This window comes from Cohnella sp. GCM10020058 (assembly GCF_042683485.1).
Lineage (GTDB): Bacteria > Bacillota > Bacilli > Paenibacillales > Paenibacillaceae > Cohnella.
The window spans coordinates 76,636-91,807 of the sequence record NZ_JBHUJV010000014.1 but is presented as its reverse complement, the minus strand read 5'-3'; the positions used below and the strand labels follow the sequence as shown (position 1 = coordinate 91,807).

General features: G+C 62.0%; 9 protein-coding genes. All 9 read right to left on the bottom strand.

Going from position 1 to position 15,172, the window contains the following annotated elements; translation table 11 throughout:
• Positions 1 to 175: 175 nt before the first annotated feature.
• The 9 genes from ACFSR7_RS24710 to spoVT all read right to left on the bottom strand — a co-directional run bounded on the left by ACFSR7_RS24710 (position 176) and on the right by spoVT (position 15,115).
• Entirely contained in the window at positions 176 to 2,188 is a 2,013-nt protein-coding gene (locus tag ACFSR7_RS24710) for an alpha-galactosidase (protein ID WP_378166218.1), read from the bottom strand.
• A gap of 382 nt (positions 2,189 to 2,570) precedes the next feature.
• Complete coding sequence (locus ACFSR7_RS24705) at positions 2,571 to 4,925, bottom strand: alpha-L-rhamnosidase-related protein (RefSeq protein WP_378166216.1); 2,355 nt, start codon at positions 4,923 to 4,925, stop codon at positions 2,571 to 2,573.
• Between the two features lie 138 nt (positions 4,926 to 5,063).
• Positions 5,064 to 7,463, bottom strand: a complete 2,400-nt coding sequence (locus tag ACFSR7_RS24700) for a spermidine synthase family protein (RefSeq protein WP_378166214.1) — start codon at positions 7,461 to 7,463, stop codon at positions 5,064 to 5,066.
• 7 nt (positions 7,464 to 7,470) lie between these two features.
• The gene (locus ACFSR7_RS24695) at positions 7,471 to 8,313 is read right to left on the bottom strand and encodes a carbohydrate ABC transporter permease (protein ID WP_378166212.1); all 843 of its coding nucleotides are present in this window, start codon (positions 8,311 to 8,313) and stop codon (positions 7,471 to 7,473) included.
• 6 nt (positions 8,314 to 8,319) lie between these two features.
• On the bottom strand, positions 8,320 to 9,267 hold the full coding sequence (locus ACFSR7_RS24690) for a carbohydrate ABC transporter permease (protein ID WP_378166210.1): 948 nt from the start codon (positions 9,265 to 9,267) through the stop codon (positions 8,320 to 8,322).
• Between the two features lie 316 nt (positions 9,268 to 9,583).
• The gene (locus ACFSR7_RS24685; RefSeq protein ID WP_378166208.1) at positions 9,584 to 10,957 is read right to left on the bottom strand and encodes an ABC transporter substrate-binding protein; all 1,374 of its coding nucleotides are present in this window, start codon (positions 10,955 to 10,957) and stop codon (positions 9,584 to 9,586) included.
• A gap of 115 nt (positions 10,958 to 11,072) precedes the next feature.
• A complete protein-coding gene (locus ACFSR7_RS24680) occupies positions 11,073 to 13,232 on the bottom strand; it encodes an amylo-alpha-1,6-glucosidase (RefSeq protein WP_378166206.1) in 2,160 nt (719 codons plus the stop codon).
• 145 nt (positions 13,233 to 13,377) lie between these two features.
• Positions 13,378 to 14,397, bottom strand: coding sequence for a LacI family DNA-binding transcriptional regulator (locus ACFSR7_RS24675; protein WP_378166204.1), 1,020 nt, complete (start codon positions 14,395 to 14,397; stop codon positions 13,378 to 13,380).
• 175 nt (positions 14,398 to 14,572) lie between these two features.
• The gene (spoVT, locus tag ACFSR7_RS24670) at positions 14,573 to 15,115 is read right to left on the bottom strand and encodes a stage V sporulation protein T (RefSeq protein WP_378166202.1); all 543 of its coding nucleotides are present in this window, start codon (positions 15,113 to 15,115) and stop codon (positions 14,573 to 14,575) included.
• Positions 15,116 to 15,172 lie beyond the last annotated feature (57 nt).

Here is a 15,172-nt window from a genome sequence, read left to right as displayed (position 1 = left end):
ACGCTCCTCCGTTCGTGCGATTAAAGTGAGACCATTATAGCACAAGCGGAGGGAAGGCTAAGTTGGCTGTCGTTTACAGCTAGAAGAGCGCCGCTCCGTCCGCCTCGCGGGCAGCGCGACACGTCTCTGACAACCAGCCGCACGCACGCTTTTCCGTCGCCGCTCGTAGTACCCTCTATTCTCCGCCTTCCACTTTTCGCAAGACAAACAGTCCCGACTGCTCCTCCGCGTAATCCGCGAACAACAAGCCCGCGGCCATCAGCTCCACGCCGGTCAACCGCCTGACAGGCCCGCCGTCCAGGTCTTCCAGCTCGTATGTCGCATCCCCCTCCAGCGCCCGCAGCATGATGTGCCGCCGCGTCTCGTCGCCGTCCAGGCGGAAGACGAACAGCAAGTGCTCGCCGCCCCCTTCCAGCGCATACTGGAATGCAGCCCATCGCGAGCCTCTGCCTTCGCGCAGCGGCTGCTCGGTCAGCCGGTACAGATCTCCGCTCCGTACGAAACGGCGGACGGTCGTCCGGTACTGTTCCGCATGTCGGGCCAGCCGCTCGCTCAAGGCCGCAGGCAAGTCAGGCAAACGCTGGGAGACGCCGAACGCGCCAAGCATCCCGATTCGCGTGTAGTAATCAAACTGCGCGAGCGTGAGCGTGGGGCTGTGCGGGTCGAAGCGCTGGCGCGGATGCTCGCAGATCCAATCGGAGTAGCTCCAGTGCAGCGCCCGGTCGGCCGCGAGGAACGTGGATACGCCCCAGAAAATCTGCAGGCTGTGCTCGGGCCAGTCGGGATCGCTGAGAAAGGAAGCGTGCGAATGGCGCGCCATGCCCAGATCGAGCCGCAGGCCGCCGGAGGAACAATTCTCTAGCAGCACGTCCGGATGCGCCTCGCGCAGCCGATCCAATACGTCGTACAAGCCCCGGATATGCTCGTACAGACCGTCACCGGGGCCGTGTCCGTGATCGCAGCGGTCGCAGCCGCCTTTGGGATCCACGTTAAAGTCCAGCTTGATCCACTCGCAGCGGTAGGCCCGGATCAGCCGGTCCAGCTCTGCGTACGCCCACTCCCGCGCCTCCGGGTTGCCCAGGCACACGTAACCGAGCGGCTCGCCTTCGCGGATCGCGGGAAAAGAAGGACTGCGTTTGGCCAGCGATGCTTGCGGACCCAAGCCCTCGATCTCGCACCAAAACCCGAAACGCATGCCAAGGCCGCGCACATATTTCGATATCTCTCCGATGCCGCTGGGAAAGCGGGCGGCGTTTACCTTGTCCCAGTCACCCCGAATGTCGTGCCAATGCAAGCTGCCTTCGGCATCGCCAAACCACCCTGCGTCCAAGGTGCAGGCCTCGAAACCAAGCTTCGCCGCCTCGGCAGCGTTGGCCCTGAACGTATCCTCATCGATCAGTTGGTCTTCGTAGCTGAACCAATGGTTCCATTCGACCGGCAGCTCGTCGGACACCGCGCTCCGGGGATACCAGTGCCGCCTGCCGATGCGCGCAAGCGGAATCGACACGGTGTGCAGGTCTCCCTTGCTGCCCAGCGCCACCGCAACGTGGGGGCTTTCCATCGTCTCGCCCGGCGCCAGCTCCTTGAAGAACGCCCAGTCATTGAGCCCTGCTGCGACCGCTACACCGCCATCCTCCCGGCGCTCGCAGCGAACCTTCCAGTTGCCGGACCACATCGGGCTGACATGGAGCAGCGCCCCGTCGTCCCGTACGAGCGAGACCCAGGGATGCATGCCTTTGGAGGATCGGCCCCATCGCGTTTCGGCGACAAAGGACTCGCCAAGCGACGCCTCCTCCGGCTCAAACTCGGCTCCCCAATCGCTGCGGTAGGACAGCACCCGCCAATCGCCCTCGGAGAGCTCGAGCTGGAGCGGATTGATCCGTTCCACGTGGAACGAAGCTTCGCCCGCATTGCGGACCGTTATCCAACGCTCGAAGACCGGCTCTTCTTCGTAGATGATCGTGTGACTGTCAACTTCGAAGAAGAGCTTGTCGCAGCGCAGCCTGACAGTATGATGCCGTATGCCGGGCGCTGGCGAGGAAACGGTTGCTTCAATACGCCTGAGACTGGCGGAGCGGCCTCCGAATCGCACGCCTCCGAGCTGCAAGACGAAATCGCTGCCGGCTCTGATGTTATGGCTAAGCGTCGGCCCGTCGGGAAGGCCGAGGCGGCTTAGTCCCGCACTCACCTCGCTAGCCTGCACATACTGCATCCTAGCGGTCGACCAGTCTGCATCAGCCGGGACTTGACGGTCCCCGCTTTGGCTCCATCCCTTGAGCGGTTCTAGTCCATCCAGTCGTTCTGGTCTTTCCGATGCTCCCGGTTCCTTGGGCCCTGCATTTGATTCAAGTCCGCCGTTACGTCGCTCGTCCGTCATCGTCTCCCCCCTTCCACGGTTATTATGGCTGTTTCCAAATGTGCCCGACTCTCTTTTAACCATTGGTAAGATCTTAGCGCTATGGGGCGTCATGTACGTCTAAAGAGCCTGACGCATTGGGTACGCGTATCTGGCACGCATCTGGTACGCGCATTTGGTACATCTCGGCACACCTTCGCCGCCGCCTGCACGATTACCGTTCCACCCGCACCTCGAACATGCCGTTACCCGCAATCTCGAAACGCGCCTCGCCGTCCGGACCATCCTCCCGGCTCTCGACCAGGCTGCCGTTCACGTAGATGCGCGCGCCTTCGGCTTTCGGCAGATCCAGGCGAATCGTCCACCCTTCTCCGCCGAGCTTCACCTTGTACACGTCAGCGCCTTCGCCAAGCGCGATCTCAAGGTCTAGTGAGGCCGCGCATGCGCCTTCACCGATCGCGACCCGCCGGATCGCCGCTTCTCGCCATGCGGACGGCAGCCGCGGTCGCAGCGTCAGCGTCTTTCGATGCGCCTTAGGCGCGATGCCAAACATGAACCGCACGATCGGCCAGTGAATTCCGTAGTTCGTCCAAGCCTGGACAAAGCAGCCGTAATCCGGCGACATCTCGCTGATCGAGCCCGGCAGACGCCTGCCGAAGGTGGAGGCGATCAGCTTCACCAGGCGCAGCGACTCGTTCATCCGGTCGTAACGCGCTTCCGCTACCGCCTGCACGCCCGTCGAGATCGTCATCATCTGCGTCCGGTACATGCCGGACAAATACGTGCCGGCATCGCCCGTAAATTCCTCCGTGCCCATACGCGCGAGCGCCCGCACTGCCTTGTCGCGCGGCGCCAGTCCCGTTTCCATCGGCGTATTGATGACCCAATTCTTGAACAGCCAGGGACGCTCCTCGTCCGACGGCAGGTCCGCGATCTCCGCTTGCATGGCCTGCATCTCCCGAACTGCGCGATCCGCGCCCATTCCTTCGGCTCGCTCGATATATACCGGCATCCGCTGGCGTACGGCCTCGACGCGCGCCATGGCGTCCGCGTACAAGCCTTCTTTTTCCAGCCACAGATCCTTGTTAATCTTGTCCGCCAGCCGTCCCGCCGTCTCGCGCCAGCCTTCGGCAGCTTCCGCGTCCCCGAGCAGCTCCGCCATCTCCGCCCCTGCGAGTAAAGCCGACCACGTATAGACGGCCGTATCGATCAGTTCGACGTTCAGCCCTTCAATCTCCGTGATACCGTAGCCTTCGGGAAGCAGGTCGCCGTCCGGATCCATCTCGCCGAGCAGCCACGCCAGTCCCTGGCGCACGGTCGGATAAGCTCGCTTCAGGTAATCCAAATCGCCCGTCCAGTCGAAAATCTCGCGCACGCTCTGAATATAGTGCGGCGTCTCCTGCGTGTTGCCCGGATTTGCGACGAGCCCCCAGGTCGTCAACTCGTGAATAATGCGGCCGTTGCCGTTGGTCCGCTCCGACGTCTCGCGGATCAGGTCGGACGTCTCCACGGCAAGCGCCTGCCGGCCGACGGCGAGCAGACCAAGCAGGGCGTAGCTGTTGTCGCATCCGAACCACCAGGGGTACTCGGGAATGCCGGCCGTCAAGCCTCTGCCGACGCCGGGCACATCCAGAACCAGCCACTCGCTGTGAATCTTCACCCAATCGAATACGCGGGCGAGATCTTCATCCGGAATCTCCAGCTCTGTCCGGGCCAACAGCGATTCATAGCGCAGGCGCTTGGCTCTGCGCATGTCGGCGTGACCGTCGCGGATGCGGGTGTACGTCCCTATCGCTTCGGCTTCCGACTGGACGGAGCCGGCGATGAAAAATCGCAGCTCCGCAGTACCGTTGGCAGGCAGCGAGATTCGCATGCGCAGGCTGCCCGTCACGCCGTTGCCCGCGGTAGGGGCGCGTGAAGGTGTCGTCGACTCACTGTCGACGTACGACTCGCACCCCGGCGCGTCGCTGCCGAAGACGACAAACCAGGGATGATCCCGGTCCTTCGCGACGATCGCGGATAGCTCGGCATCCGCGCGCGCTTCGTCCGGCGCGTCCTGAATGCCGGCCTCTTCGGAGAACCATACCGGGCGCAGCTCGGTCCGCCCCTGGAAAACAGCCGTCAGCTCGCGGCTCCTGCCGCTCGTATCGCGCAAACGGTATTCGACGACGAAGCCGGGATGCTCGTCCGGACAGAACTGGCTGCGAACAGCTTGCAGGCTCAGAGCCGGGACCCCGTAGTCGTGTTCGTTGTAAAACGCGAAGTTGTGAAAGGTTTCCGCCTTTTCCAGCCACGCGCCCTCCGAAGAATCTACCGCCTCGGCCAAGTGCAGCCAAAAGCCGTCCATGAGCTTGATCGGATGCGTCCACAAACCGCCCATCTCATCCGGAATATGATGGCCGAAGTCCGGAAATCCGCCGTCCTGTCCCCCAATCATCGAACTGCGGTGTCCCGCGCAGACGAACAAATCCATCTCGTCCGTCTTTTGCGTCTCCCGTCCCGCCGTCATATTGGCAAGGCGAATGGCCGCCTCCATTTGCGAACGGTTGTCTCCCCATTGTTGGGCCATGGTGCAATTCTCTCCTTCCGAGATGTCGAATTCGTAGATATGAGCCGAGCCGCATCTAATGGTCTGCGTAAAGACGAAATGCAGCTATTTACAAGGAAATAGCTGCATAAATGAAATAAATGCAATTAAACTCCTCCGCTACGCGTTGCTCAGGCGCTGCCGCTCCTCGTCGGCGGCCGCATGCTGCCGGAGTGCAGACATCGCCGCGACCAGCGCGTAGCAGACGATCGCCGCCGCAAGCGCCCAGCGCAGTCCCGCAGCCAGCGCGAGAGCCGCGCCGAGCCAGGAGCCCCATACGCCCGCGATGCCGTTCACCGCGAACAGCAAAGGCGAGCTGCCCCGCTGTCCGCGCTCCGCGGCTTCCATGCGAAGCGGCAGCGGGACGCCCATGAGCAGCCCCAGCGCGGCGGCTGCAATACCCAGCACGGCCAGCCGCGCGCCCAGCGCCAGCTCGTACAAGCCGCCGCCCCACAGCGCTTCGGCCGCGGCCAGCAGCACGATCAGCAGCGCGGCGCCGCCTGCGCCTGCAGCTTCGGACAGCCGGCGACGGCCGGCAAGCCGGCTGCCGAGGCTTCCGCCGACCAGCATAGCCAGCAGCACGATGGCTGTCGCGGCGGCCGGACTGCCGGCGTATTTCATCGCCTTCTGGATGAAGGCCGCTTGCAGGCACATGTAGCCGACGCCTACGAACAGGCTGACGAGCAAGGCCTTGCCGCCCGGACCGGTACGCTGCAGGCCGGACGCCTGCTTCGGCGGCGCGACTTCGCGCCACCACACCCAGGCCGCGAACAGCGCCGTCAGGCCGGCGATAACGCCCAGCCAGGTCTTCAGCGATCCCGGCATGCCGGGCGTGAGCTTGTAGAAAAACGGCTTGTCGTCGGTCGTGGGGTAGACGCTGAAGTCGCTATCCCTTACAAACGCGTTAAACGACTGCTTGCCTTCGATCAGCGGCTGCAGAAACTGCTCGTTGGTCTCCGGCAGGAACAACGTCTGCAAAGCTAGCGCATTCGCGCCGGCACGCAGCATGTCGAGCTGGGACGCAGCGAGCGGGGTTCGCTGGATGACGGTCAAAGTGAGACCCGGCCCCGCCGATTGGTCGGAAGCCATGAGCAAGGCGGCATGCTTCACTGCCGTCTCTGGCTTCGCTCCCGTCACGTCCATAAGCGCCCCAAGGCCGGTGTAGAAGGCACGCACGCCCTCAATCCCTTGGTGCGAGATCACAATGAGACGCCCGCCGTCGTTCAACCGATCCAGGTATGCGCGGAACGCCTCCTGGGTAAAAGCATAGTTCTCCGTCAGCGCATGCCCGTTGACGCCCCCGACCTGCGAGTAAACAAGGTCGAGCGCGATCAGGTCGTAGCGCTCGCTGCTGCGCTCGAGCACCGTGCGGCCGTCGCCGACGACCGCCTTCACGCCGGAGCGGTCGAGCAGCCCGCCGTTGTAGGAAGCGTCCTCGCGCATGGCTCGCACGATGCCGTCGCTGAGCTCGACGGCGGTCACGTTCTTCGCGCCGGCGAGCAGCGCGTACAAAATGTCCCGGCCGCCGCCGGCGCCGACGATCGCCGTCTTGTCGGCCGGACCGGCCGCGAACGGCAGAAACTCGATGTCCTTGGCCAGCCCCGACACCGAGGCCAGGTCGCCGTTGAACTTGTACATGTAGCTGCCCGCGCCGCCGTCGATGAACACGGTCTTGCGCGCGGGATCGCTGCCGGAGACGACGTCAGCCCGGGCGAACGCGTCCCATTCCGTTCGCTCCAGCGCCGCGCCGGGCTGACGCAGCGCGTTTACGATCGTCTTGTCGGGCGCAGCGCCGCGCATGCCGGCGTAGTCGATATTCCACCAGCCGGCGCCGGATGCCAGACTGGCGACGACGGCAGCAAGCGGCAGCAGCGGCGCGAAGCGCAGCCAGCCGCGTCCCGCCGGGCCCGCCGTCGTCGGAGAAGGCAACAATAGCAGCACGGCGGCTGCAAATGCGGGGATGGACAGCGCGAACATCGCCTGCAGCCCGCCCCAGATCTGAATCAAGCCGTAGGCCGCGGCCACGCCGAGTCCCGCGCCGAGCAGGTCTGCGGCGTAAAGCGAGCGCGTGCGGACGCCGCTCGCCAGCGCGAGTCCCATGCACCAGCCGAACAGAACGAACGGCAGCGCGCCGAGCAGCGCGTATACCGCCAACTGGTCGACATAAGGGAATTGGGCGAGGAAAAGGCTGAGCAAGGCGATGAACAAGCCGAGCCCCAGGGCCGCGAGACCCGCGGACCGGCTGGAGGATGCCCGGGAGGCGCCCGGCTCGCCCGGCTCGCTTGCCGAAGCCGAAGCCGTCATCGAGCGCCCCGCCGTGCCCGCTTGCCTGCGCGCCGCGTAGCTGCCCGCGCCGATGCCGAATACGGCCAGCGACACGACGAGCGACACGTAGTGATACTGCAGCAGCACCCCGAATACGTTGGTCAGCGCCATCTCGAGGCCGAGCGCGGACGCCGACAGGCAGCCCAGGCCCAGCATCCAGCGGAGCGCGCCGCTTTTTCCACCCGCTACAGCCATCCGTCCGTCACCCCTTCATGCCGGTCAGTGTGATGCTCTCGACGAAATATTTTTGACCGATAAAGTAAAACAGCAGCGAAGGCAGCATCGTCACCATGGAGGCCGCCATCAGGTAGTTCCACTGCACGTTGTTCTGGCTCTTGAAAAAGTTGATGCCGAGCGTCAGCGTGTACAGCTCCGGCTTGCTCAGATACAGAATCGGCTGCATGAAATCTTTCCAGCTGTCGTTGAACTGGAAAATCGTGATCGTCACGATCGCCGGTACGGTCAGCGGGAGGATGACCCGCATCAGAATGCCGAAAGTGGAGGCGCCGTCGATTTTGGCCGCTTCCTCGAGATCGGCCGGGATGGACATGAAAAACTGCCTGAGCAGGAAGATGAAGTAGGCTTTCCCGAAGAACAGCGGCACGATAAGCGGATAAAAGGTGTTAATCCAGCCGAACTTCGTAAACATGTAGAACTTCGGAATCATGGTCACGGTATCCGGCAGCATCATGGTGGCTAGCGTCAGAATAAACAGGAACGACCGGCCTCTCGCTTTAAACCGGGCAAAGCCGTAGGACACGATGACGCAAGATACCACCGCGCCGATGATGGAGAGAACCGTGATGATGATCGTGTTGTTAAACCATTGCCCGAAGGGCAGGCTGGTAAAGGCGGTTTTGTAGTTGCTCCACTTAATGGGGTCGGGGACCCACTTGGGCGGCCAGGTGAATACCTGGTACGATTCCTTGAGAGACGTGGACAGCATCCAGGCGAAGGGCACGAGCATGACGAGGGAGCCGATCGCCAGCAGGACGTAGATAAGCGAATTTTTGAGCAGCAGTCTGCCGCGGTTCGTAGTGGTCATGTGGCCTCAGTTCCTTTCCCCTTCGTAGTAGACCCAAGCCGCCGAAGACTTGACGACGAGCGCCGTGAGCGCCAGGATCAGGATGAAGAGCACCCAGGCCAGCGCGGAGGCGTAGCCCATTCTGAAGTTCTGGAAGGCATGATCGAACAGGTAGAAGTTGAAAAACAGCGTGGAGTTCATCGGTCCGCCCTTGGTCATGACATAGGCTTCGCCGAACGTCTGCATCGCGCCGATCACGCCCATGACGAGGTTGAAAAAGATCGTCGGGGTCAGCATCGGGATCGTGACGTTCTTGAACTTCTGCCAGCCGCCGGCGCCGTCCAGCTCTGCGGCCTCGTAAAGCGAAGGCGGAATGCCCTTGAGTCCGGCGAGCCAGATGATGACGCTGCCGCCGACCGTCGACCAGAGGCTCATGATGACCATGGAGGGCAGCGCCCAATGCGGATCGAAGATCCAGCCGGGGCCGGCGATGCCGAAGTAGCCCAGAATCGTGTTGAGCAGGCCGATCTGCGGGTTGAAGATCCACATCCACAGCACCATGACGGACACGCCGCTGACGACGGCCGGCAGGTAGAAGATGGTGCGGAACAGCCGCATGCCCCGGACCGCCTGGTTAAGCAGCAGGGACAGAAGCAGCGACGCGATGAGGCCGAGCGGCACGGAAAATATGGCGTACAGCGCCGTTACCTTAAGCGACTGCCAGAACAGCGGATCGTGATTGATCGCCGTATTGTAGTTTTTCAGGCCGACGAACTTCGCAGGGGTTAGCATATCCCATTGATTCAGGCTGATCCAGAGAGAGGCGACCATCGGTACCGCGAAAAATAGGAGCAGTCCGATCAGCCACGGCCCGGTCAGCAAGTAGAAAGTACGCTCCTCCTTGCGTTCCGCTTTGGACAGGCGGCGTTTCGTCTTGACGGGCGTGTATTCGGATGCGGTCGCTGCCTTTTCCATGATCAAACACCTCTTTCTTTTTTGAAAATGCCGCAAAGGCGGCGGATAGCTGCAAAAATGCAGTTAAGTCTGGTCAAAAATCGAGGGTCTCATTCGTTTGCTGAGCCGTTTTTGAGCCGCTAGGATGAGCCGTTGGGATGAATTAAGTGCATTTTTACAGCTATCGAATTCGATTGTCCGTTTGCAATTGCACGATGAACGGCGAGTCAGCGGTTCGCTCCGTCATACCGGCTCAGACGCCGGAGAAGCCGGCGGGAAGCGAGCTCCCCGCCGACGTTCCGACTGTCTTGCGCATGCCGTGAATAAGTCGTTTCTTTTACTGGTTTTTAGCCGATGCGAGGTCCGTCGTCGCTTGCTTGGCCGCGGCGTCGAGCTCTTTTTTCACGTCGATCGGCTTGCCCAGCATCATCTTGTCTAGCACGGTTTGCATCGCCTTGGCGCCGGAAGCGCCGAAGAACTCGCTCGTCTTTTCAGGGAACTCCTTGATGTTCGGAATGTCGTCGAGGAACGGCTTCAGATGCTCATCCGTTGCTTGACCCAGCTTCTCCGTCGTGGACTTGACCGCCGTAAAGGCGTATTGCGCCATGATCTCTTGGCCTTGCGGGCCGGTCAGGTACTTCAGATAATCCCAAGCTGCGTCCTTGTTGGCGGACTTGGAGTAGAGGCCGTAGCCGGAGTAGCAGATTGTGTTGGCCGCGCCGCTCGGGCCGACCGGCATTTGGGCGACGCCGAAGCTGAGGTCCGGGTTCTTCTCGTAATCGGCGACCGGCCAGCGGCCCGTCATGGACATTGCGACCTTGCCTGCCGCGAACAGATCGACGCCCTGGAGCGCTGCGGAATCCGCGCTGGACGGGCTGATCTTATCCTTGAGATACATGTCTTGGTACAGTTCGAGCGCCTTGACGGTGCCGTCGCTATTCATGTAACCGTCAAAAGATTGGCCGTCAGGGCTGATAACGCTGCCGCCGTAGCTGTTGATGAGCGGCAGAATGGCGCGCAGCCAGCCGCCCGGCAGGTTGACGCCCCATTGCGTCGTCTTGCCGCCCTTTTGCACGGTCAATTTCTTGGCCGTTTCGTAGAATTGATCCCACGTCCATCCCGTCTGCGGATAAGCGACGCCCGCGTCGTCGAATAGCTTCTTGTTGTAGTAGACCCCGATGTCGGAGTAGTCCTTGGGCAGCGTGTAGTACTTGTCGTCCAGCTTGCCGACGTCCAGAACGCTCGTATAGTAGTCGTTCAGGTCGATGCCGGAGGCGCCCTGGATATATGGAGTCAGATCTTCAAGCGCGCCCTTCTGCATGAACATCTTGACGTCGCCGTCGCCGATCTGGAAGATGTCCGGCGCTTGGCCCGCCGCCACTTGCGTAAGCAGCTTCGTGCCGTATTGGTCCGGCACCGACTCGATGTTGATTTTAACGTTCGGGTGTTCCTTGGTGTAATTGTCCGCGATCTGCTGCTGCTGCTTCAGGCCGTCTCCGCCGTCCCATGTTCCGACGCGCAGCGTGACGTTCTTCGCTTCCGCGGAAGCGGAAGGACTGGCCGAGCTGGAAGCGCTTGCGGATTGCGTCGCGTCATTCGTCGCCGCAGCCGAGGAAGAGGCCGCGTTATTATTGTTGTTTCCTCCGCATGCCGTCACCGCCATTGCAGAAGCCAAACCGAGTGCAAGTAATGCCGTTCCCCTTTGTCTCATGCACGAACACTCCTTTGGTTAGGTGTTGAAAATATGTTTAAGGGAATCCGCCGCCGCGCCGGGCGCGCGGCGGAGCCTCAAAAACCGATATTAGACGTTTACTCCGGCCGGCTATCTAAGCGTTCGCTCCGGCCGGCCGCCGTTCGTCGACTTGAGCGGCAAACCCGCTCGTATTGCCGACGACGCTGACTCGATAGCCGCCATCGCGATCCCGTTCTACGTCGACATCGAGCGTACCGGCGCCAAGCTTGATCCGTCGCGCCTGAAGCCTGTTTATGCTTGGCGGCAGCGCGGGCGCGACGCGGACGATACCGCTTGCGCCGTCGATGGCCAAGCCGAGCATGGCCGTCAGCATGACGAGCGGCGTGCCGGCTGCCCAGGCTTGCGGCGAGCAGGCCACCGGATAGCGGACCGGTCGTCCGCGCTCCTTGGCATAACCGCAATACAGCTCGGGCAGCCGGGCGTTCTCGAAGTGCGCGGCGGCGGCCAGCAAGCCTTCGATGACGGTGCCGCTTTGCTCCGAGAAGCCGCCGGCCGCAAGTCCTATCAGGCACATCGAATTGTCGTGAGGCCAGACGCTGCCGTCGTGGTAGCTCATCGGGTTGTAGCCCGTCTGGCCCTCGGCCATCGTGCGGATGCCGTAGCCGCCGAACAGATCCGGCGCCGTCAGACGCTTCGCCACGGCAGCCGCCCGCTCCGGCGCGAACAGCCCGGAGGCTAGCGCGTGTCCCGGATTGGAGGTGACCGACCGGACCTGGCGGCCGTCGCGGTCCAACGCGATGGCGTAGTAGCCTTCGTCCGCCATCCAGAACGCCGCTTCAAACCGTTCCCGGAGCGCCTCCGCCTCCTCGGCAAGCCGAGCGGCCAATTCGCGCCAGTCGCGGCCCGGCTCCTCCGGCAAGCGTGGAAGCTGCTCGGACAGCAGCCGTTTCGCCTGGTACACATAGCCTTGCACCTCGACCAGCGCGATCGGCGTCCGTGCGTATTCGCCGTCCCGGTGCACGATGGAGTCGGCCGAGTCCTTCCACCCTTGGTTCGCGATGCCTTTGGCCGACTCGCTGTGATAGGTGACGAACCCGCCGGCAGCTTCGGCGTTGCGGTCGATCCAGCCGAGCGCAGCCTCGGCGTTCGGCAGCAGCTCGCGCAGGGCGGACAGGTCGCCGGTCCACTTGACGTACTCGGCCAGCAGGACCAGGAAGAGCGGCGTCGCGTCGACCGTGCCGTAGTAAGGCGTGAACGGCACCTGGTTCGTGTTGGCCAGCTCCCCGCGGCGCATCTCGTGCATGATCTTGCCGGGCTGTTCGTCTCGCCAGGCGTCGTCGCACTCGCCTTGATAACGCGCCATCGTGCGGAGCGTGGCGAGCGCGACCTCCGGCCTGACGGGCAGCATCTGCAGCGCGGTGATCAGGCTGTCACGGCCGAAGAGCACCGCGTACCAAGGGAGTCCCGCGACGGGGAAGCGCCCGTGCCCTTCGTCGTTCAGCAGCACGCGCAGATCCAACAAGCCTCGCGCGTACAGAGCGTCGAGCTGCGGATCGTCCGTCTCAAGCGATGCGGACGTCGATACCCATCGTTCATAGTCGGCTTCGAGATGCGCGAGCGCCTCTTCCCTTGGCGCAGCAGCCGGTTCGACATCCCCGATCGACGGTATGAGCAGCAGCTCAAGCGACCGGGCAGCTCCCGGCGCCAGTGTGACTGCCATGCGCAACGTGCCGTCCCCGCCGGCGACGGCTTCCGGGTCGTCCCAGCGGATCCGCAGCGCGCGCCGGATACCGTCCGCACCCGCATAGCCGAAGCGCAGCGCACCGGCTGATGCTTCCGGCGTTTCAGTCGTGCCTAGTTTGCCCCCCATGAACCCTCTAATCACAAACATGTCCGTGAAATCCGCTTCGAACCGAAGCGATATGTCGAAGGACAGCTGCCCCGGGCTGAAGTTGGTCATCGTCAACTTGTCGTAAAGCACGTCGCCGTAGATAAACCGCGTCCTGCGCAGCTCCACGGACTCCCGCCATAGGATCAGGTTGCCGCCCTCCTCCATATGCGGGTTCGTCAGCACGGTCTCGGAGAGATAATTCTGGTCCGCTTCAGAGGACAGGACGATCGGCTTGCGGCCGTTGATCAGCAGCTCCATCCGGCTCAGGAACCGGGTATCGCTGCAGTACAGTCCGTAGCCCGCTTGCTGCCCTTCGCCCGCGTCGGCGGGCGGCGGAACGACGTCGCCGGACAGGTCGGTCAGAAGGAAAAGGTCGTTGTCTTTAATCACCCGGTAGTCCATGCGGCATTTCTCCTTCTTGCTGTTGGTCGGCGACGAGCGGATATCCGTTGAACCGCTTTCATGTCACCGCCAATGCTTTCCAAAACGTTTCGGTTTTTGCGGAAATAAAAACGCCTCTCAGTCATCATGGCGTGAAGCCAAGCGATTACACGGAAAAAGGCGCGGTGCTCTGACGGACGATCAATTCGGATTGAAGCGTGATCTTGCGGCCGATGTCCCGGTTCTCCAGCATATCCACCAAGAGCTGCGCGGCTTGGTAGCCCATCTCGTAGCGGTCCTGGCGAATCGTGGTCAGCGGCGGCGAGCAATGCGCGGCGATGGCGATATCGTCGTAGCCGACGATCGACATGCGCTCCGGCGCCCGTTGTCCGAGCCGCTCCAACGCCCTCAAGGCGCCGAGAACCATCAGGTCGCTCGCCGAGAAAACGGCGGTCGCATCGGGATGCTGGTACAAGATGCCGTACATGGCCTCGAAGCCGCCTTCTTCCTTAAAGCCCCCGTTGTAGATCAGCTTGGGGTCGAAAGGAATGCCTGCTGCCGCAAGCGCCAACCGATAACCTTCCAGCCGGTCTTGGCTGACGGCCGCTTCGTCGTGACCGTTGATCATGGCAATCCGACGGTGGCCCAGCCCGATCAGGTGATTGACGGCCGCGGAAGCACCGCGTACGTTGTCTGTCGTGACGTGCCCCACGTTGCGGCTCTCCGCGGGAATATCGATGAGCACGCACGGGAAGTTCGTCTTGTGCACGACCTCCTCGAGGTATGGATCATGCAACCGTAGGCCCGACAGAATAGCGCCGTCGACATTGCGTTCCTTGCACAGATCGGCATACGATTTGGACAGCTGCTTCTTCGGGTTAGTGCTGAAAAGCAGAATGTCGTAGTCCAGCTCGACCGCACGGTCGTTGATGCCGCAGAGCGTCTCGAAGGCTAGCGAGTCCTTGGCGCCTTCGCGGTTAATCTCGGACAGGATGACGCCGATGGTGCGCGTCTTCTTGGTAACCAGACTCCTTGCTACGGCATTCGGTCGGTAACCCATCTCATCGGCGATCGTCTGTATGCGTTTGCGTGTCTTCTCGTTCACGTCGCTGTAACCGTTGAGCGCCCGGGAGATGGTCGTAATGGATACGCCGGCGGCCTTGGCCAGGTCTTTGATTGTCGTCAACGTATCCACTCCTTTTCCAAAACGTTTCGGAAGCTCGTGTAGTCATTATAAATCCAGATGTAAGCCTTTGCAACGATTAATTTTAGAATGCAAAAACAAAAAAAGCTTCCGGTTCCGGATCTCTCCGTTCGCGAAGCTTGATTTGTATCTGAGTGGAGATCGCGGCTGTCTTGCTTTATTGCTCCATCTGCTTGGCCAAGAATCCGGCCGCCGTTTCGACCATCTTGCTTTCCATTTCGCCCATTTTCACGCCTTCTTCACGGCTGAGCAGCACGACTGTGCCGATAGGGTCGCCCCCCGCCACGATCGGCGCGGCTACAAACGAGCTCAGGTTCTCGCTGTTGTCTCGCAGCAGGTCGAATTGACCGGCGCTTGCTTCGAGCGTGATCTTGCGGTTTTCCATGCAATTCTCGAGCGTCTGCCCGATGGCCTTGTCCAAATATTCCTTCTTGGATGCGCCAGCCACGGCGATGACGGCATCCCGGTCCGAGATCAGGCAAATATGGCCCGTGCTCTCGGAAAGCGACTCGGCATACTCCTTGGCGAAGTCGCCCAGTTCGCCGATCGGCGAATACTTTTTAAGAATGACTTCCCCGTCGCGGTCCACGAAGATCTCAAGCGGATCGCCTTCACGGATGCGGAGCGTCCTGCGGATTTCCTTCGGGATGACTACCCGGCCCAGATCGTCGATGCGGCGTACTATTCCGGTTGCTTTCATGGTTTCGAGATGCCCCACTTTCCTTGGATGTTTTGGACCATGGCCCGAAGCCGCATC